Below are 17,514 nucleotides of genomic sequence, written 5' to 3'. Positions count from 1 at the left end.
CCGGTTTTCAGTCGGCCGGGTTCGGCAGCGCCAGGCGGGAGTTGTCTTCCTGCCCTTCTTCACCCCCCACCCGTTTTTCATTCAGGCGGGCAATGTCGTCCGAGGTGATGTCGCCGGTGACGTACACACCGTCAAAGCACGAGGCATCAAAGCCCTTGATGTTGGCGTTGAGGGCGCCGATGGCCTTCTTCATGCCGTCGACATCCTGGTAGATCAGCGCATCGCAGCCAATCAACTGGCGAATTTCTTCCACAGTGCGGCCATGGGCCACCAGCTCGCTGCTGGTGGGCATGTCGATGCCATACACATTGGGGTAACGCACCGGCGGCGCGGCGCTGGCCAGGTACACCTTGCGGGCACCGGCGTCGCGCGCCATCTGCACAATTTCCTTGGAGGTGGTGCCGCGCACGATGGAATCGTCCACCAGCAGCACATTGCGTCCCTTGAACTCGCTGGCGATGGCATTGAGTTTCTGGCGCACCGACTTCTTGCGCACCGACTGCCCCGGCATGATGAACGTGCGGCCCACGTAGCGGTTCTTCACGAACCCCTCGCGGTAGGGCAAGCCCAGCAAATGCGCCAGCTGCGCGGCACTGGGGCGGCTGGATTCGGGGATCGGAATCACGACGTCGATTTCGTTGGGCGGCACCGTGGAAATCACCCGCTTGGCCAGCGACTCGCCCAGGTTCAGACGGGCCTGGTACACCGAGATGTTGTCCATGACCGAGTCCGGGCGGGCCAGGTACACAAATTCAAAAATGCAGGGGTGCAACTGGGGTGCATCGGCACACTGCTGCGCATGCACCTTGCCATCGAGGTCGATGAACACCGCCTCACCCGGGTCGATGTTGCGCTCGAAGTGGTAGCCGATACCCTCCAAGGCGACCGACTCGCTGGCCACCACGGAACTGCCGTCGTTGCGGCCAATGCACAACGGGCGGATGCCAAAGGGGTCGCGGAAAGCCAGCACGCCGTGTCCGGCAATCAGCGCAATCACGGCGTACGAACCCTTGATGCGCCGGTGCACATTGCGCACGGCGGCAAACAGGTCGGGGATCTGCAACGTGGAGCCGCGCGTGGTCTTCTCGATCTCGTGCGCCAGCACGTTGAGCAGCACTTCGGAATCGCTCTCGGTGTTGATGTGGCGGTGGTCGGTGGTAAACAGCTCGGCCTTGAGCGCGTGGGCGTTGGTCAGGTTGCCGTTGTGCACCAGCACGATGCCAAAGGGCGCGTTCACGTAGAACGGTTGGGCTTCCTCTTCGCTGAAGGCATTGCCTGCCGTGGGGTAGCGCACCTGGCCCAGCCCGCAGTTGCCCGGCAAGGAGCGCATGTTGCGGGTGCGAAACACATCGCGCACCATGCCTTTGGCCTTGTGCATGAAGAACTTGCGCTCCTGCTGGGTCACGATCCCCGCGGCGTCCTGCCCACGGTGCTGCAACAGCAGCAACGCGTCATAAATCAGTTGATTGACCGGCTCATTACTGACAACGCCCACTATTCCGCACATAGATGTTCACTCATTCAAGGTAGATATTTTCCAAACTCCTGCGGCAGCACGGGCTTGACGCCCTGCAAGACCACGGTCGCCACCCGGGGGCCGGTTGCCTCTTCCCACCAGGAGGCCGTGTGCACGGGCGTCATGCCCGCCACCACCGTCAGCGCCAGCAATACGATGAGCCCGCGCACCACGCCAAACGCGGCACCCAGCAGGCGGTCTATCGGTCGCAAGCCCACGGCGGTCACCAATTTCTTCACCAGAAATGCCACCAAGCCGCCCAGGAATACCGCCGCCACGAACACCAGCACGAAGCCGGCGGCGTAGCGGATCATCTCCGTGGCGCCCGACATGGGCAACCACCGCGCCGCATCCGGAGCAAACCATTGCGCCAGCACAAAGGCCGCAATCCAGCTCAACACCGACAGCACCTCATACACCAGGCCGCGCCAGGCGCCCACCGTCAGCGACACCAGCAACACAGCCAAAAAAATCCAGTCCAGCGCGGGCATGGGTGCGGGCCGTTCTTACAGTTCCAGAATGGCTGCAGGCAAGTCCAGCTTCTTGATTTTTTGCGCCGCCTTGTCGGCGGCTGCCTTCGATTCATACGGCCCCACGCGCACGCGCACACGCCGTCCGTCCTTGGCCTGCACGACTTGCGTATAGGTCTTCAGGCCCGCCTTTTCCAGCTTGAGGCGCGCTTCGCGGGCCTTGGCCACGTCGGCAAAGGCCCCCACCTGCACCACGAACCGGCCGGCTGCGGCAGCGGGTTTGGGCTCTGCGGTCTTGCCGTCCAGCAAAGCCTGGGCCTTGGCCCCGTCCTGTGCGCTGGCGCCAGCCTTGGCCGCAGCCTTGTCGGCGGGCTTGCTGTCGGCCTTGGTTTCGGGCTTGCTTTCCGGTTTGCTCTCCGGCTTGGTCACCGGTGCCGACGCGGGAGCCGGGGGCACCACGGCAACCGCCGGGCGAGCCGTCACCGGGGCCGATGCGGCCGATGCCGCAGGGGCGGTAGCCGGGCCGGCATCAATGGCGCCGCGAACCTGTGCGCCAGGCGCCACCACCGGGGCATTGCCCAGCGGCTTGACCTTGCCCTTGTCGGGAATCTCGATGGGAATATCGACGGCAATGGGGCGCGGCTGGCTGTCAAACAGCAGCGGAAAACCGATGACCCCCAGCAGCACCAGCACAGACGCGCCGATCAGGCGGTGCCGGGCACGCTTGCGCATGGCCTCCACGCTCTCGGGGGCGGGAGGTGGCGGTGCGGCAGTTTGGTCGTCGCCGCCTTTGCGAAACTTGAAGAAAGCCATGTGTGTGGGGTGACTCAGGAGTTCAGGTGTTTGGCATGCAGCCGCGGTACGCCCTGTTGCAGCACGCCACCCACGGTATAGAACGATCCAAAGACGATGATTCTATCAGTGGGGTCTGCGGCATCGATGGCCGCCTGCAGCGCCTGCATGGGGTCGGCAAACGCCAGCGCCGCCGTGTCCTTACGCGTATTCTGGGCCTGCCACTGCGCCTGCAGGGCCGCGCCCGTCGCGGCACGCGGCGTGGGTAGATCGGTGAAATACCAGCGGTCGATCAGCGGAGCGACCTTGGCAAACATGGGAGCCAGATCCTTGTCGGCCATGGCGCCAAAAATGGCGTGCGTGGTGGGAAAATAGCCCATGGCGTCCAGATTGGCCGCCAGTGCCGCCACCGAATGCGGGTTGTGCGCCACATCCAACACCAGCGTGGGCTGCCCCGGAACGATCTGGAAACGCCCCGGCAGCTCCACAAAGGCCAGCCCGTTGCGCACCGCCTGCGCGGTGACCGGCAGTTGCTCACGCAAGGCGGTGAGCGCGGCCAGCACGCCGCTGGCGTTGACCAGCTGGTTGGCGCCGCGCAGGGCCGGATAGGCCAGCCCGCTGTAACGCCGACCGCGGCCGGCCCAGCCCCACTGTTGCTTGTCGCCCGAGAAATTGAAATCCACGCCAAAGCGCCACAGGTCGGCACCGACCTCCAGCGCATGGTCCAACACGCTTTGGGGCGGCATGGGATCGCTCACCACCACCGGGCGATCGGTACGCATGATGCCGGCCTTCTCCCGCCCAATGCTTTCGCGGTCGTTGCCCAGGAATTCCATGTGGTCCAGATCGACGCTGGTGATGATGGCGCAGTCGGGATCAATGATGTTGACCGCGTCCAGCCGCCCACCCAGACCCACTTCCAGAATCACGGCGTCCAGGCCGCTGCGCGCCATCACATCCAGAATGGCGAGGGTGGAGAACTCAAAATAGGTCAGCGATATTTCAGCACCATTTTGGGTTCTGGCCCGCTCGACGGCTGCGAAGCCTGCTATCAAATGGCTAGCATCCACCGCTTCCCCCAACAGGCGCAGCCGCTCCTCGAAGCGCACCAGATGGGGCGAGGTGTACACCCCGGTGCGGTAACCGGCCTGCCCCAGAATGGCTTCCAGCATGGCGCAGGTGGAACCCTTGCCGTTGGTGCCGGCCACGGTGATCACCGGGCATTCGAAACGGATGGCCATGCGGTCCGCCACGGTGCGCACGCGCTCCAGGCCCAGGTCTATGGTGGTGGGATGCAGGCGCTCGCAATGCGCCAGCCAGTCTTCAAGGGTGGTAAGTGATTCCATACGGACCCGATTGTCGCGCACATGCCAAAATCCCTGCCATGACCACCCTTTACGGCATTCCCAACTGCGACACCGTCAAAAAAGCCCGCACCTGGCTCATCGACCATGGCCAGGACTACCGGTTCCACGACTTCAAGAAGCAGGGCGTGCCCGAGCCGCAGCTCGACGCCTGGCTGGCCGCCGTGGGCTGGGAAACGCTGGTCAACCGCAAAGGCACCACCTGGCGCACGCTCGATGACGCCGCCAAAGCGGCCGTCACCGACACCGCCAGCGCACGGGCCCTGGTGCTGCTCCAACCCAGCGTCATCAAGCGCCCGGTGGTCGAATGGCCCGACGGCCGCGTGACGGTCGGCTTCACGCCCGACGGCTTTGCGGCCCGCCTGCCCTAAAATCCCCCCTCCAACCGCATTTCACTACCCTGACCCCATGAGCACCACCCCCACCGCACGGATCGACGGCGTGTCCGTCACCACCCAAGCCAGCGTCTACTTCGACGGAAAATGCGTCAGCCACGGCATCACTTTCCCCGATGGCACGAAGAAGTCCGTGGGCGTGGTACTACCCGCCACCCTGACCTTCAACACCGGCGCACCCGAGATCATGGAATGCGTGGTCGGCAGCTGCGAGTACAAGCTCAAGGACAGCGACGCCTGGGTCAAGTCCAGCGCCGGTGAGAAGTTCAGTGTGCCGGGCAATTCCTCGTTCGACATCCGCGTCACCGAGCCCTACCACTACATCTGCCACTTCGGCTGATCCAGCCAGCTCCAAGTTGCTCCTTTTTCCATAGCTGCTTGCGCATATTCCACGCGGGCTAGAGGCCACATTCATGTCCAATACCATCCTCCAAAAAATTCCCGTCGGCCAGAAGGTCGGCATCGCCTTTTCCGGCGGCCTGGACACCAGCGCCGCCCTGCACTGGATGAAGCTCAAGGGCGCCGTGCCCTACGCCTACACCGCCAACCTGGGCCAGCCCGACGAAGCGGACTATGACGAAATCCCCCGCAAGGCCATGGAATACGGCGCCGAGAAAGCCCGCCTGGTCGACTGCCGCCCGCAACTGGCGGCCGAAGGTCTGGCGGCCCTGCAGTCGGGCGCCTTCCACATCTCCACCGCTGGCGTGACCTACTTCAACACCACGCCGCTGGGCCGCGCCGTGACCGGCACCATGCTGGTGTCGGCCATGAAGGAAGACGATGTCAACATCTGGGGTGACGGCTCCACCTTCAAGGGCAACGACATCGAGCGTTTCTACCGCTATGGCCTGCTCACCAACCCCAGCCTGAAAATCTACAAGCCCTGGCTGGACCAGGCCTTCATCGACGAGCTGGGCGGCCGCGCCGAAATGTCGGCCTTCATGACGGCCCACGGCTTTGGCTACAAGATGTCGGCCGAAAAGGCGTACTCCACCGACAGCAACATGCTGGGCGCCACGCACGAGGCCAAGGATCTGGAGAACCTGAACTCCGGCATCCGGATCGTCAACCCCATCATGGGCGTTCCCTTCTGGAAGGACGACTGCGTGGTGAAGGCCGAGGAGGTGAGCGTCACCTTTGAAGAAGGCCGCCCCGTGGCACTCAACGGCGTGGAATACCCCGACCTGGTGAGCCTGTTCCTGGAAGCCAACCGCATCGGTGGCCGCCACGGCCTGGGCATGAGCGACCAGATCGAGAACCGCATCATCGAAGCCAAGAGCCGCGGCATCTACGAAGCCCCGGGCCTGGCGCTGCTGTTCATCGCCTACGAGCGCCTGGTCACCGGCATCCACAACGAAGACACCATCGAGCAGTACCGCGACAGCGGCCGCAAGCTAGGCCGCCTGCTGTACCAGGGCCGCTGGTTCGACAGCCAGGCCATCATGCTGCGCGAAACCGCCCAGCGCTGGGTGGCTCGCGCCATCACCGGCACGGTCACGCTGGAATTGCGTCGCGGCAACGACTACTCGCTGCTCAACACCGAAAGCCCCAACCTGACCTACGCACCCGAGCGCCTGTCGATGGAAAAGGTGGAAGACGCGCCCTTCAGCCCGCTGGACCGCATCGGCCAGCTGACCATGCGCAACCTGGACATCAAGGACACCCGCGCCAAGCTGGGCATCTATGCCCAGAGCGGCCTGCTGACCATGGGACAGGACGGCGACTTCCTCAACCTGCACCACGCGACCAAGAAGTAACGCGCGCTGCAAAAAGCCAAGGGCCGCTGCGTGCGGCCCTTTTTCATGGGCGCGCTAACGCAGCCGCTGGCGCAGACGCAACAACCCCTGCCCCGGCTGGTTGCGGGTCAGGTAGTCCGCGGCAATGGGTTGCAGTGCCGACGGCGTAATCCCCAGCGCCTGCAGCCCCGGCACCTGCCCCGTGGCCACGTTGTCGACGCGCATGGAGTCGAGGTTGTCCCGGCTCATCAGCGGCCCACCGGGCGCCCACTCCAGCAGCAAGGCCTGCAAGCGTCCCAGCCAATCGGGCAGTGGCACGATCGGGCGCCCCCGGCCCTGGTTGACACCGCTGAGCCGTGCCGCAAGGCGCACCAGATCGGCCAGGGTGAACACTTCCGGGCCGCAGGCCTCCAGCGTGCGCACGGAGGGGCTGCGCAGCCCAGGACCTACACGGCGCTCCAAGCTGCGCACCACGGCCGTTGCCACGTCTTCCACCCACACCGGCTGGAAACGCGCCCGGGCGCCGGCCAGTGGCATGACCGGCCAGGTTTTCTGCAGCCGCGCAAACAGGTTGAGAAACTGGTCCTCCGGGCCAAAGACCACGCTGGGCCGCAGAACCGTCAGCTCCATCCCCGACTCGGCGGCGGCCGTCCGCAACACCGCTTCGCCCCGCCCCTTGCTGCGCAGGTATTCGGACGGCGCGGTTCCCGGGCGCTGGTGGTCCGCACCCAGCGCGCTGATGTGCACCAGCTGGCGCACCCGCTGCGCCTGGCAGGCGCGGGCCAGCTTTTGCGGCAGGATCACATGGACCTTGTCGAACGCGGCAGGTGTTCCGTGCAGGATGGCAACCAGGTTGACGACGGCATCCTGCCCCTGCATGGCATGGGTCAGGGCGGCTTCGTTGTGCACGTCCAGCTCCAGCACGGTGAGCGACGGCAGGTGCTGCAGGTGGTTGGCGTTGCTGCGCCGGCGGGTGGGAACCGTGACGTTCCACCCCTGGCGTACCAGCTTTTCGCACACATGGGCACCGATAAACCCCGTGCCACCCAAAACCAGAATGTTGTTCATGGCCGCAATCTACCGCATGCGCGCGCAGTCGTGCAAATCTTTACCTACACCACCACCGGCTCGGGCTCCAGCAGGATACCGAAGCGTTCGTACACGCTGGTCTGGATCGCCTTGGCCAGTGTCATGACCTCGCCCCCGGTGGCGCCGTTGCCGTCGGTGCCCGCCCCCCGGTTCACCAGCACCAGGGCCTGCTTTTCGTAGACCCCGGCCTGGCCGACCGACTTGCCCTTCCAACCACAGGAGTCAATCAGCCAGCCAGCGGCCAGCTTCACCGAGCCATCGGCCAGGTGGTAGTGCACCACCTTGGGGTCGCGGGCGATGATGTCGGCGCACTGCTCGGGGGTGACCGTGGGGTTCTTGAAGAAGCTGCCGGCGTTGCCAATGACGGCCGGATCAGGCAGCTTGGCGCGGCGAATGGCGCACACCCAGTCAAACAGCTGCTGCGCCGTGGGCTGGGTGCAGCCCTGTTCGGCCATCTTTTTCTCGATGTCGGCGTAGCCCAGGACCGGCTTCCAGGCCTTGGGCAGGGCAAAGCGCACGCGCAGGATCAGGGCCCGGTCCTTCAGCCCCAGTACCTGGTGGCCACCGGACTGCACGGTGCCACCGTGTTTGAACACCGAGTCGCGGTAGCCAAAGGCACATTGGGCGGCATTGAGCGTGAATAGCTGGCCGGTCTGCAGGTCCACCGCATCCAGCGAATCGAAGCGGTCCTGCAGCTCCACACCGTAGGCACCCACGTTTTGCACCGGAGATGCCCCCACCGTGCCGGGAATCAGGGCCATGTTTTCCAGCCCCGGATAGCCCTGCGCCAGCGTCCAGGCGACAAAGTCGTGCCAGATCTCGCCCCCACCCGCCTCCACGATGAAGGCTTTGTCGGTTTCCGCTACCAGGCGCCGCCCCTTGACCTCCACCTTGAGCACCACCGGCTTCACGTCACCGGTGAATACCACGTTGCTGCCGCCGCCGAGCACAAATTTCGGCGTACCGCCCCATTCGGGGTCGGCCAGCAGCTCCCGCACATCGGCCTCGCTGCCGACGCGCACCAGGGCATGAGCCTTGGCCACGATATGGAAGGTGTTGAAGGGCTGGAGCGGGACGTTTTTCTCGACTAACATGGCAGGATTGTCGCATTGGGGTGCCAGGCACCCCGCGCAGGCCGGGTCGGTCATGGCCTTGTCGTTCGAAACGCGCAACCCGGGACCGACATGGGTGGCGAACCAACTATTGCTAAAAAATATGCCTTCTTTTGATACCGTCTGCGAAGCCGATATGGTCAACGTCAAGAACGGTGTGGAAAATTCCGCCAAGGAAATCGCCACCCGCTTTGACTTCAAAGGCACGTCTGCCTCCATTGAGATCAAGGACAAGGAAATCACGGTCATCGGTGATGCGGACTTCCAGCTGGAACAGATCCTGGACGTGCTGCGCAACAAGCTCACCAAGCAGAAGGTCGATGTCCGCTTCCTGGACGTGGGCGACATGCAGAAGATGGGCGGCGACAAGGTCAAGCGCGTGGTCAAGGTGCGCAACGGCATCGAGTCCGAACTGGCCAAGAAGATCCAGCGCCTGATCAAGGACAGCAAGATCAAGGTCCAGGCCGCCATCCAGGAAGAGAAAGTGCGCGTCACCGGCGCCAAGCGTGACGACCTGCAGGCCACCATGGCCCTGCTGCGCAAGGAAATCACCGACGTGCCGCTGGATTTCAACAACTTCCGCGACTGATGAAAACCGCCGTTTTGTCCCTCCTGCTGACCGCCGCTCTCACCAGTGGCACCGTGGCGCTGGCCCAGACCGTGGCCCTCTCGGGAATGCTGGGCGGCAAGGCGCTGGTCATTGTGGACGGGGCTGCGCCCAAGTCCGTGGCGGCCGGCGAGACCTACCGGGGTGTCAAGATCGTCTCCACCCAGGGCGACCAGGCCGTGGTCGAGATAGCCGGCAAGCGGCACACGCTGCGCGTGGGTGACGCCCCTGCCAGCGTGGGCAGTGCGTCTGCCGGGGGCGACGCCGGCGGCAGCCGGGTGGTACTGACGGCGGGGTCCGGCGGCCACTTCCTGACCCAGGGCCAGATCAATGGCCGCTCGGTCCAGTTCATGGTGGACACCGGCGCTACCAAAGTGGCCATGAGCGTGGCCGAGGCAGAGCGCATGGGCATCAACTACAAGGCCGGGCAGCCCACCCAGCTGGGCACGGCCAACGGTGTCGTACCCGCCTGGCTGGTCAAGGTGGCGTCGGTGCGCGTGGGCGACGTGGTGGTGTACGGCGTGGACGCCGTGGTGTCCCCGGCCTCCATGCCCTTCGTGCTGCTGGGCAACAGCTTCCTGACACACTTCCAGATGACACGCACCAACGACCAGATGGTCCTTGACAAACGCTATTGAATGCCGGCCGTGACCATCCATAACGAATACGAGTACGAGGACATGCTGGGGCAGTGGTCTGACCTCGAGTCAGGCCTGTCCGTCATCCTGAACAACCCGGGCAGCACCCAGGAGTTTGCACACCGCGTGGTGCAGTACGACCGCTGGATGCAGGGCCTGATGCAGCGCGACCCGGATGTGGGACTGTATTTGCTGTTCCAGCTCGCCAGCAACTCCCCGGTGGGCTACAGCGCATCGCACGCACTGGTGTGCGCCACCCTGTGCCACGTCGTTGCGTCCGAGCTGGGCGTGTCTCCCAGCGAGCGTGACAGCCTGGTGCGCGCCGCCCTGACCATGAACATCGCCATGACGGCGTTGCAGAACGAACTGGCCAACCAGACGGAAAAACCCACGCCCGAGCAGCAGGCCATCATTCGCGCCCACGCCATCAAGGGCGCCATGATGCTGGCCAACCTGGGAGTGCTGGACACCCAGTGGCTCGACATCGTGACCGCCCACCACGACGAAGTCCTGGAGCGCCAGGACCCGCGCCTCAGCCCCCCGGCCACGCGGCTGGCCCGCATCCTCAAGGTGGTGGACCGCTACGCGGCCATGATCAGCCCGCGCTTGTCCCGCTCGGGGCGCAGTGCGGCCGAATCGGCGCGGACCGTGCTGGCCAATGCCTCGGAAAAAAGCGACGAGATCGGCCACGCCCTGGTGCGCGCCGTGGGGCTTTGCCCGCCCGGCACCTATGTGCGGATGGACAACGACGAACTGGCAGTGGTGGTGCGCCGCAGCAGCAAGCACAACCTGCCCTACGTGGCCATTGTCGGCAAGGCCAACGGCGAGCTGATTCCCACACCCCGCCTGCACCGCACGGCCGACAACAACCTGCGCATCCGGTCGGCCCTGACGGCCTCCGCCGTGCGCGCCCGGTTGAACCATTTCCACATCCTGCAACTGGGCAGCTTCGCCGCGCAGACGCTGTAGGCCCGGCCCCCACGCAACTGGGGGGCGGGATGGCGGGGAATCAGGCTTTCTTCTTGCCCAGCCGGGACTCGGTGCCCTTGACCAGGCGCGCAATGTTTTCGGCATGGCGCCAGACCAGCAGCAGGGACATGACCGCAATCGCCAGCAGAATGCTCTTGTCCATAGCCCAGGCCACGCCGTCGCCAAAGATGTAATACACGGGGGCAAACAGGGCCGCCACCAGGGATGCCAGCGACGAATAGCGGAAAGCGTAGGCCACCACCAGCCAGGTCGCGGCAGTCGCCAGGCCCAGTATCCCGCTGATGGCCAGCAGCACGCCCAGCGCGGTGGCCACACCCTTGCCGCCCACAAAGCGGAAAAACACCGGAAACAGATGCCCCACAAAGGCCGCCAGCCCCACCAGGGCCACGGTGCCATCGCCCAGGCCATAGGGCTCGCCAAACCACTTGACCAGCATCACCGGCAACCAGCCCTTGAAGGCGTCGAGCAACAGGGTCACCACGGCGGCGGCCTTGCTGCCAGAGCGCAGCACGTTGGTGGCACCGGGGTTCTTGCTGCCATAGGTGCGCGGGTCATTGAGACCCATGGCGCGACTCACAATGACCGCAAACGACAGCGAGCCCACCAGATACGCGACCACCGTGGCCAGCAAGGGGAAAAAAGAAACGAGGGAATCCAAAACCAGTTCTCCTGACAGCACACCGCCAGCCCAGCGCCAGCGGTGCAGGCCTCATTCGGCCAGTGCGCACTGTACCGCTTTTGCCGCCAGCAATTGCACGCACACCGCCGGGTCGATTCCCACCAGGTAGCCCCGGCGCCCGCCGTTGATCAGGATTGTGGGCAGAGTCAGGATGCTTTCCTCGATATAGACCGGCATGGCCCGCCGGGTGCCAAAGGGCGACGTTCCCCCCACCAGGTAGCCGCTGTGGCGGTTGGCCACCTCGGGGGCGCAGGGCTCGACCGACTTGGCGCCGATCTGGCGTGCCAGGTTCTTGGTGGACACCTTGCGGTTGCCGTGCATCAGAATCACCAGGGGTTTGGCATCCTGGTCCTGCATGATGAGCGTCTTGACCACCGTGAACGGGTCAAAACCCAGCACCGCGGCGCTGTGCTGGGCGCCCCCGTGTTCCAGGTACTCGTACGGATGCTCGGTAAACGCCACCCGGTGCGCCTTGAGCATCTGGGTGGCAGGGGTTTCGCTGACATGTTCTTTTTTGGCCATGGGCGGTATTTTCCACTGCCCGCCCAGCCATGAAAAAAGGGACCGAAGTCCCTTTTTCTGGATGTACCGTCGATTAGTTGACGGCTTTGGCAGCGTAGCGGCCGGGGAACACTTGGTTGAGCTTGCGGCCTACGCCCAGTTCGTCACCGCTGTTGCCCACCACGATGTCACCGTTGCGTTGGGCTTGAGCCAGTTCGGCCTTCACTTGGGCGCGGGTCTTGCCCTGGGGGTCAGCCTTGGCAGCCGTGTAGCTTGCGGGGGCCACTTCGTTGAGCTTGCGGCCCACACCCAGCTCGTCGCCGGCATTGGCGCTCACGACGATGTCACCGGTGCGCTGGGCTTCAGCCAGCTCAGCCTTCACCTGGGCGCGGGTCTTGCCCTGGACCACAGCCTTGGCCGGGTAGCTGGCGGGAGCCACTTCGTTGAGCTTGCGGCCCACGCCCAGTTCGTCGCCGCTCTTGCCCACGACGATGTCGCCGGTGCGCTGGGCTTCAGCCAGTTCAGCACGCACCTGGTCGCGGGTCTTGCCTTGGACGGAAGTATCAGCAGCCAGAACCTGGCCGGCAGCCAAAGTGGTGATAGCCAGAGCGATGGCGGCAGCGTATGCATTCTTTTTCATGATGAGTATCCTTTTAAAGTTGAAGATCCCGTTCGGGCAACCGGCGGTTGTTTGAACGGCATCGATGGGGCGTTTAAAGATGCGTCTCGTCGATGGAGTGAACTTTAAAATTTCCATCGACAGAGAGAAATACCCATTTAGTCACCGATACGTTGCCAAATAAGAAATAATCAAGGTCTTGAATCGCTACTCAAAGGCTCTATGGACCGATTAATGTCGATGCGGGTATTCCAGCGGGTGATCGATGAAGGCGGTTTTGCCGCTGCCGCACGGGCCCTGGACATGTCCCCTGCCGTGGTGACCCGCCTGGTTGCCGACCTGGAAGACCACCTGGGCACCCGCCTGTTGCACCGCACCACGCGCCGCCTGTCGCTCAGCGATGCCGGCGAGACCTACCTGGGCCGGGTGCGTGCCATCTTGCAGGACATCGACGAAGCCGACCAGATGGCCAGCTCGCACACGCACGAACTCGCCGGCGTGCTGCGCCTGCTGGCGCCACCGGTGCTGGCCACCTATGTGCTGGCGCCGCTGATGGCGGGCTTTCGCCAGCTGTACCCCAAGATCCGGCTCGACATCGACGTCGAGACGTTCAACGAGCCGCCCATCGAGGATTACGACATCACCCTGCTGGCTGCTGGCGCGAATTTTGACGGCGACGTGATCGCGCGCAAGGTGGTTTCGACCGAAGCCATTCTGGTGGCCTCGCCTGCCTACCTGAAACGCCGGGGCACGCCCATGGCGCCCGAGGAACTGGCCCAGCACGACTGCCTGCGCCTGAAGGCGCCCGGCCTGCGCCCGCGCATCTGGCACCTGTTCCAGGCCGACAACCCGCAGGAATACCGGGACCTGGAAGTGGAGCCGGTGATCTGGGCCAACCACACCGACACCCTGCTGCAAGCCGCCCTGGACGGGGCCGGCATCACGTCCACGTCGGTGGACCTGGCCGCGGTGCACCTGGCCAGTGGTGCCCTGGTGCGAGTGCTGCGGCCCTGGATCAGCGGGCAGCTCACCATGTACGCCGCGCTGCCCAGCCGCAAGTTCCTGCCGCAGCGCACACGGGTCTTTCTGGACTACCTGACGGAGCAGACCCGCCTGCAGGTGTCGTCCGCGCTGAACGCCTGCGAAAACTGCTGAAGCGGCCCAGCCGTCAAACGGCGGGGTCGCGGATTTCCCAGCGGATGGCGTCGATGGCGGCCAGCACCTCGGGCGACAGCTGCGTGCCCCAGGCGTTGATGTCTTCGTCGAGTTGCGCCACCGAAGTCACGCCGATGATGGTGCTGGCCACCTGCCACTTGGTGTAGCAAAAGGCCAACGCCATCTGCGCCGGCGTCATGCCGTGGTCCCGCGCCAGGGCGTTGTAGCGCACGGCGGCGGCAAACGACTCCTTGCGGCCCCAGCGCTGCTTGCGCACCGACTCGAACTTGGCAATGCGAGCCTCCTTGGGCGCGGTCGGCCCGTCAATGCCGCTCGCGTCGTACTTGCCGGTCAGCAGCCCGAAGGCCAGCGGCGAGTAGGCCAGCAGCGACACGCCCAGGCGGTGCATGGTTTCGTCCAGCGCGTTTTCCAGCCCGCGGCTGATCAGGCTGTAGACGTTCTGCACCGTGGCCACGCGCGGCAGGTTGTGCTGCTCGGCCAGCCGCACGAATTCGTGCACGCCGTAGGGGGTTTCGTTGGACAGGCCCACCGCGCGAACCTTGCCCGCCTTGACGAGCTGACCCAGCGCCTCGAGCTGTTCGTGGATGCTGGTCACCGGCCGGTCGTGCGCGGGGTTGTAGTACAGGGCGCCGAACATGGGCACTGCGCGGGTGGGCCAGTGGATCTGGTACAGGTCGATCACATCGGTCCCCAGGCGCTGCAGGCTGCCGTCGCAGGCCTCCACGATGTCGCGCGCCGTCAGGTCGGCCTTGCCGCCACGTATCCACGGCATGCCGCGGGAGGGCCCTGCCACCTTGGTGGCAATGACCAGTTTCTCGCGCAGGCCGGGGCGCTGGGCCAGCCAGTGGCCCATGATCTTCTCCGTGGCGTTGAAAGTTTCGGCCCGGGGCGGCACGGCGTACATCTCCGCAGTGTCAAAAAAGGTGACACCGCGCTCCACCGCACGGTCCATGATGGCAAAGGCCGTGGGTTCATCGACCTGCTCGCCAAAGGTCATGGTGCCCAGACAGATGGGGGGTACGCGCAGATCGCTCTGGCCAAGTTGAACAGGTTTCATAAGACGCTTGAAAAGGAAGGAATCAGGAGGGAGCAACGAGTTTACGGGCTCTCTCCTCTTCCTGCAGGCGCAGCACGCGCCGCTGCACCTTGCCGGTGGTCGTCATGGGCAGCGCGTCCAGGAACTCGATCTCCTTGGGGTACTCGTAGGGCGCCAGCAGGCCCTTCACATGGACCTGCAGCTCGGTCACCAATTTGGTCTTCAATTGCTCCAAAGCGACCGTATTGCCTGCGCAGACAGCTATGAAATCAGGAGCAATCACCACATAGGCCTTGACCAGCGCGCCGCGCTCGGGGTCGGGTTTGGGCACCACGGCGGCGTTCATAACCGCGGGGTGCTTGACCAGGCAATTCTCGATCTCGCCCGGGCCGATGCGGTAGCCCGCGGCCTTGAACACGTCGTCCGAACGGCCCTGGTACCAGAGGTAGCCCTCGGCGTCGCGCACCGCCAGGTCGCCGGTACGGCACCACTCCCCCTCGCCATTCCTTTCGGTGAACTTGGCCCGGGTGGCAGCCTCGTTCTTCCAGTAGCCCAGGAAGAAGATGGGGTCCGGCTGGCCGTGCACGTCCAGGCGGTGCAGGGCCACATCGCCCGGCACGCCCACCGGGCACTCCTGCCCGTCGTCATCGATCACCGCCACCCGGTGGCCGGGGTAGCCCATGCCCATGCTGCCGGGCTTGGAGGGCCACAGGGTATTGCAGTTGCCCACGATGTAGTTGATCTCGGTCTGGCCGAACATCTCGTTGGGCGCCACGCCCAGCTGCCGCTGGCAGTAGGCGAACACGGCGTCGCCCACCGCCTCGCCCGCGCTCATGATGGCCTGCAGCCTGAGCCCGAACTGCTGCGCCACCGTGCGCCGGGGCGAACCCGGGTAGGCCTTCATCATGGCCTTGAGCGCAGTGGGGAACAGAAAGGTGTGCGTGACCCCGCACTGCCCCATCAGCGCCAGCGCCGTCTGCGGGCTGAAGCGGCCGTTGTACGCCACGATGGGCCGCCCGAAGTACAGGGTGGGCAGCAGGGCGTCCATCAGCCCGCCGGTCCAGGCCCAGTCGGCCGGCGACCAGAAGACGGCTTCGGTTTCCCGGTTGTCCCGGCCGTCAAAGCCAAACCAGTTCTGGCTGGCCACAAAGCCCGGCAGGTTGCCGATGAGCGCCCGGTGCGGAATCAGCGCGCCTTTGGGGTTGCCGGTGGTGCCGCTGGTGTAGATCAGCACGGCGGGGTCGTCCGCCAGCGTGGGCACCGGTGCGAAATGGGCGCGCTCCTGCGCCAGCGCGGCAGCGAAATTGAGGTCGGCCCGCCCCCGCGTGGCGTCCAGATCGCCCACACCCAGCACGGTGCGCAGCAGGGGGCAGTTGTCGCGCACGGTCTGCAGGCTGTCCAGTGCGCTGGCGTCGCCAATGGCCAGCACCGCCTCGCTGTCGTGCAGCCGGTACTCCAGGGCGTCGGGGCCAAACAGCAGCGACAGGGGCATGGCTACCGCACCCATCTGCAACACGGCCATGTAGGCCACCGCGGTCTCGAAGCACTGGGGCATGACAATGGCCACCCGGTCGCCCCGTTGCACGCCCAACACAGCCAGCACACCCGACAGGCGGTTGGCCTGCTCCTGCAGCTGCGCATAGGTATAGAAAACGGGTTCAGCGTCCGTGGAATATGCGCAGATAGCTATTTTTTTTGTAGCATCCGCCTGCGCCGCCCAACGCGCGCAGCAAACCTGGGCGATGTTGAACGCCTCGGGAACCGCCCAGCGGAATGCGGCATGCAGCCGGGTGTATGCGGCGGGCGGCTGCGCCAGCACCGTCCTGTCACTGCTTTGACTCACGCTCACAAGGCACCTCCGTATGATGTGTGTCAATGTACCAAGTCAAAAGAGTTTTCCGTAGCGAGTTTGTACCTATACGCACGCTGCAATACCACGTGCAGGTCTGGGGCGAACCCGCCCCCGACAAGATTCCCCTGGTCATGGTCCACGGCTGGATGGACGTGGCGGCCAGCTACCAGTTCGTGGTGGACGCCTTCTCGCAGGATCACTACATCATTGCCCCCGACTGGCGCGGCTACGGCCGCACCCCCTCGGGCGGGGTGGATGCCTTCTGGTTCCCCGACTACATGGCGGACCTGGATTTCCTGCTGGACCACTACGCGCCCGACCAACCCGTCAACCTGGTGGGACACAGCCTGGGCGGCAACGTGGTGATGATGTACGCCGGCGTGCGCCCCGAGCGCATCCGCCGGCTGGTCAACCTGGAAGGCTTTGGCCTGCCCGCCACCCTGCCCGAGCAGGCCCCGCTGCGCTACGCCACGTGGATGGACGAGCTCAAGAAGCTGCACCGCGGCGAGATGGACCTCAAGGCCTACGACGCTGTCAGCGGCGTGGCCCGCCGGCTGATGAAGACCAACCCCCGCCTGAGCCCGGACAAGGCCGAATGGCTGGCGCGGCACTGGGCCCAGGAAACCGTGCAGGGCCAGTGGGCCATCATGGGCCAGCCGGCGCACAAGATCACCAGCGCGCACCTGTACCACGTGGAAGAAGCCCTGGCGCACTACCGGCGCCTGAGCATGCCTGTGCTGGCCGTGGAGGCCTCCGACAACAGCCTGGACATGTGGTGGAAAGGCAAGTACACCCTGGCCCAGTACCACGAGCGCATCCGAGCGGTGCCCGACGTGGAAATCGCCCTGATTCCCGACGCCGGCCACATGATGCACCACGACCAGCCCGAGGTCCTGGCGGCGCTGATCGAGCGCTTTATTGCCTGAACAGGCCCCCGCAGCG

19 protein-coding genes are annotated in these 17,514 nt (G+C 65.0%); 8 read left to right on the top strand and 11 right to left on the bottom strand.

The window, feature by feature from the left end; translation table 11 throughout:
- Nucleotides 1–7 precede the first annotated feature (7 nt).
- From purF to folC, 4 genes are read right to left on the bottom strand one after another with little or no spacing between them, the layout of a single operon-like run.
- Nucleotides 8–1,507 (bottom strand): amidophosphoribosyltransferase, encoded by a 1,500-nt coding sequence (gene purF, locus AC1Q5W_RS09370; RefSeq protein ID WP_492645358.1) that lies wholly within the window; start codon nucleotides 1,505–1,507, stop codon nucleotides 8–10.
- 14 nt (nucleotides 1,508–1,521) lie between these two features.
- The gene (locus tag AC1Q5W_RS09365) at nucleotides 1,522–2,007 is read right to left on the bottom strand and encodes a CvpA family protein (protein ID WP_492645357.1); all 486 of its coding nucleotides are present in this window, start codon (nucleotides 2,005–2,007) and stop codon (nucleotides 1,522–1,524) included.
- A 15-nt stretch (nucleotides 2,008–2,022) separates the two neighbouring features.
- Nucleotides 2,023–2,799 carry an SPOR domain-containing protein gene (locus AC1Q5W_RS09360; protein ID WP_492645356.1) on the bottom strand — a complete coding sequence of 259 codons (777 nt, stop codon included), beginning with the start codon at nucleotides 2,797–2,799 and terminating at the stop codon, nucleotides 2,023–2,025.
- A 14-nt stretch (nucleotides 2,800–2,813) separates the two neighbouring features.
- Nucleotides 2,814–4,124 (bottom strand): bifunctional tetrahydrofolate synthase/dihydrofolate synthase, encoded by a 1,311-nt coding sequence (folC, locus tag AC1Q5W_RS09355; RefSeq protein WP_492645355.1) that lies wholly within the window; start codon nucleotides 4,122–4,124, stop codon nucleotides 2,814–2,816.
- A gap of 38 nt (nucleotides 4,125–4,162) precedes the next feature.
- Between folC and AC1Q5W_RS09350 the strand changes: the two genes are divergently transcribed.
- From AC1Q5W_RS09350 to argG, 3 genes are all read left to right on the top strand, one after another.
- Nucleotides 4,163–4,513 carry an ArsC family reductase gene (locus AC1Q5W_RS09350; protein ID WP_492645354.1) on the top strand — a complete coding sequence of 117 codons (351 nt, stop codon included), beginning with the start codon at nucleotides 4,163–4,165 and terminating at the stop codon, nucleotides 4,511–4,513.
- A 37-nt stretch (nucleotides 4,514–4,550) separates the two neighbouring features.
- Entirely contained in the window at nucleotides 4,551–4,877 is a 327-nt protein-coding gene (gene ppnP / locus AC1Q5W_RS09345; RefSeq protein WP_492645353.1) for a pyrimidine/purine nucleoside phosphorylase, read from the top strand.
- A 73-nt stretch (nucleotides 4,878–4,950) separates the two neighbouring features.
- A complete protein-coding gene (gene argG / locus AC1Q5W_RS09340; protein ID WP_492645352.1) occupies nucleotides 4,951–6,294 on the top strand; it encodes an argininosuccinate synthase in 1,344 nt (447 codons plus the stop codon).
- Nucleotides 6,295–6,348: 54 nt separating this feature from the next.
- On the opposite strand, the gene AC1Q5W_RS09335 is transcribed toward argG, so the two are convergent.
- Together AC1Q5W_RS09335 and murB are read right to left on the bottom strand one after the other, a co-directional pair.
- Nucleotides 6,349–7,341, bottom strand: a complete 993-nt coding sequence (locus tag AC1Q5W_RS09335) for a complex I NDUFA9 subunit family protein (RefSeq protein WP_492645351.1) — start codon at nucleotides 7,339–7,341, stop codon at nucleotides 6,349–6,351.
- A 44-nt stretch (nucleotides 7,342–7,385) separates the two neighbouring features.
- Nucleotides 7,386–8,456, bottom strand: a complete 1,071-nt coding sequence (murB, locus tag AC1Q5W_RS09330; RefSeq protein WP_492645350.1) for a UDP-N-acetylmuramate dehydrogenase — start codon at nucleotides 8,454–8,456, stop codon at nucleotides 7,386–7,388.
- 121 nt (nucleotides 8,457–8,577) lie between these two features.
- Here murB and AC1Q5W_RS09325 point away from each other — a divergent pair, with 121 nt between their 5' ends.
- From AC1Q5W_RS09325 to AC1Q5W_RS09315, 3 genes are read left to right on the top strand one after another with little or no spacing between them, the layout of a single operon-like run.
- Complete coding sequence (locus tag AC1Q5W_RS09325) at nucleotides 8,578–9,063, top strand: YajQ family cyclic di-GMP-binding protein (RefSeq protein WP_492645349.1); 486 nt, start codon at nucleotides 8,578–8,580, stop codon at nucleotides 9,061–9,063.
- Complete coding sequence (locus AC1Q5W_RS09320; protein WP_492645348.1) at nucleotides 9,063–9,719, top strand: retropepsin-like aspartic protease family protein; 657 nt, start codon at nucleotides 9,063–9,065, stop codon at nucleotides 9,717–9,719. The genes AC1Q5W_RS09325 and AC1Q5W_RS09320 overlap by 1 nt, the downstream gene beginning before the upstream one ends.
- Nucleotides 9,720–10,688, top strand: a complete 969-nt coding sequence (locus AC1Q5W_RS09315) for an HD-GYP domain-containing protein (RefSeq protein ID WP_492645347.1) — start codon at nucleotides 9,720–9,722, stop codon at nucleotides 10,686–10,688.
- Nucleotides 10,689–10,728: 40 nt separating this feature from the next.
- Here the strand turns inward: AC1Q5W_RS09315 and plsY are convergent, their stop codons facing one another.
- The 3 genes from plsY to AC1Q5W_RS09300 all read right to left on the bottom strand — a co-directional run bounded on the left by plsY (nucleotide 10,729) and on the right by AC1Q5W_RS09300 (nucleotide 12,529).
- A complete protein-coding gene (gene plsY, locus AC1Q5W_RS09310) occupies nucleotides 10,729–11,367 on the bottom strand; it encodes a glycerol-3-phosphate 1-O-acyltransferase PlsY (protein ID WP_492645346.1) in 639 nt (212 codons plus the stop codon).
- 51 nt (nucleotides 11,368–11,418) lie between these two features.
- Nucleotides 11,419–11,910, bottom strand: coding sequence for an aminoacyl-tRNA deacylase (locus AC1Q5W_RS09305; protein ID WP_492645345.1), 492 nt, complete (start codon nucleotides 11,908–11,910; stop codon nucleotides 11,419–11,421).
- Between the two features lie 73 nt (nucleotides 11,911–11,983).
- Nucleotides 11,984–12,529, bottom strand: a complete 546-nt coding sequence (locus AC1Q5W_RS09300) for a DUF4148 domain-containing protein (protein WP_492645344.1) — start codon at nucleotides 12,527–12,529, stop codon at nucleotides 11,984–11,986.
- A gap of 201 nt (nucleotides 12,530–12,730) precedes the next feature.
- On the opposite strand from AC1Q5W_RS09300, the gene AC1Q5W_RS09295 reads away from it, so the two are divergent.
- Nucleotides 12,731–13,663 carry a LysR family transcriptional regulator gene (locus AC1Q5W_RS09295; protein ID WP_492645343.1) on the top strand — a complete coding sequence of 311 codons (933 nt, stop codon included), beginning with the start codon at nucleotides 12,731–12,733 and terminating at the stop codon, nucleotides 13,661–13,663.
- Between the two features lie 13 nt (nucleotides 13,664–13,676).
- On the opposite strand, the gene AC1Q5W_RS09290 is transcribed toward AC1Q5W_RS09295, so the two are convergent.
- Together AC1Q5W_RS09290 and AC1Q5W_RS09285 are read right to left on the bottom strand one after the other, a co-directional pair.
- Nucleotides 13,677–14,741, bottom strand: coding sequence for an aldo/keto reductase (locus AC1Q5W_RS09290; protein WP_492645342.1), 1,065 nt, complete (start codon nucleotides 14,739–14,741; stop codon nucleotides 13,677–13,679).
- A 22-nt stretch (nucleotides 14,742–14,763) separates the two neighbouring features.
- Complete coding sequence (locus tag AC1Q5W_RS09285; protein WP_492645341.1) at nucleotides 14,764–16,569, bottom strand: acetate--CoA ligase; 1,806 nt, start codon at nucleotides 16,567–16,569, stop codon at nucleotides 14,764–14,766.
- Nucleotides 16,570–16,595: 26 nt separating this feature from the next.
- Here AC1Q5W_RS09285 and AC1Q5W_RS09280 point away from each other — a divergent pair, with 26 nt between their 5' ends.
- Nucleotides 16,596–17,498 carry an alpha/beta fold hydrolase gene (locus tag AC1Q5W_RS09280; RefSeq protein WP_492645340.1) on the top strand — a complete coding sequence of 301 codons (903 nt, stop codon included), beginning with the start codon at nucleotides 16,596–16,598 and terminating at the stop codon, nucleotides 17,496–17,498.
- Nucleotides 17,499–17,514: the final 16 nt, after the last annotated feature.

The sequence above is a fragment of the Rhodoferax sp. MLSD5-FHT05B10 genome (assembly GCF_058793415.1).
This window is presented reverse-complemented; position numbering and strand designations above follow the sequence as displayed.

What these genes read in the sequence shown, in the direction of transcription:
- AC1Q5W_RS09365 (WP_492645357.1), bottom strand. Translation starts at nt 2,007, where the DNA reads ATGCCCGCGCTGGACTGGATTTTTTTGGCTGTGTTGCTGGTGTCGCTG.
- AC1Q5W_RS09320 (WP_492645348.1), top strand. Translation starts at nt 9,063, where the DNA reads ATGAAAACCGCCGTTTTGTCCCTCCTGCTGACCGCCGCTCTCACCAGT.
- AC1Q5W_RS09325 (WP_492645349.1), top strand. Translation starts at nt 8,578, where the DNA reads ATGCCTTCTTTTGATACCGTCTGCGAAGCCGATATGGTCAACGTCAAG.
- AC1Q5W_RS09315 (WP_492645347.1), top strand. Translation starts at nt 9,720, where the DNA reads ATGCCGGCCGTGACCATCCATAACGAATACGAGTACGAGGACATGCTG.
- argG (WP_492645352.1), top strand. Translation starts at nt 4,951, where the DNA reads ATGTCCAATACCATCCTCCAAAAAATTCCCGTCGGCCAGAAGGTCGGC.
- AC1Q5W_RS09280 (WP_492645340.1), top strand. Translation starts at nt 16,596, where the DNA reads ATGTACCAAGTCAAAAGAGTTTTCCGTAGCGAGTTTGTACCTATACGC.
- purF (WP_492645358.1), bottom strand. Translation starts at nt 1,507, where the DNA reads ATGTGCGGAATAGTGGGCGTTGTCAGTAATGAGCCGGTCAATCAACTG.
- ppnP (WP_492645353.1), top strand. Translation starts at nt 4,551, where the DNA reads ATGAGCACCACCCCCACCGCACGGATCGACGGCGTGTCCGTCACCACC.
- AC1Q5W_RS09360 (WP_492645356.1), bottom strand. Translation starts at nt 2,799, where the DNA reads ATGGCTTTCTTCAAGTTTCGCAAAGGCGGCGACGACCAAACTGCCGCA.
- AC1Q5W_RS09350 (WP_492645354.1), top strand. Translation starts at nt 4,163, where the DNA reads ATGACCACCCTTTACGGCATTCCCAACTGCGACACCGTCAAAAAAGCC.
- AC1Q5W_RS09305 (WP_492645345.1), bottom strand. Translation starts at nt 11,910, where the DNA reads ATGGCCAAAAAAGAACATGTCAGCGAAACCCCTGCCACCCAGATGCTC.
- AC1Q5W_RS09335 (WP_492645351.1), bottom strand. Translation starts at nt 7,341, where the DNA reads ATGAACAACATTCTGGTTTTGGGTGGCACGGGGTTTATCGGTGCCCAT.
- murB (WP_492645350.1), bottom strand. Translation starts at nt 8,456, where the DNA reads ATGTTAGTCGAGAAAAACGTCCCGCTCCAGCCCTTCAACACCTTCCAT.
- AC1Q5W_RS09290 (WP_492645342.1), bottom strand. Translation starts at nt 14,741, where the DNA reads ATGAAACCTGTTCAACTTGGCCAGAGCGATCTGCGCGTACCCCCCATC.
- AC1Q5W_RS09300 (WP_492645344.1), bottom strand. Translation starts at nt 12,529, where the DNA reads ATGAAAAAGAATGCATACGCTGCCGCCATCGCTCTGGCTATCACCACT.
- AC1Q5W_RS09295 (WP_492645343.1), top strand. Translation starts at nt 12,731, where the DNA reads ATGGACCGATTAATGTCGATGCGGGTATTCCAGCGGGTGATCGATGAA.
- folC (WP_492645355.1), bottom strand. Translation starts at nt 4,124, where the DNA reads ATGGAATCACTTACCACCCTTGAAGACTGGCTGGCGCATTGCGAGCGC.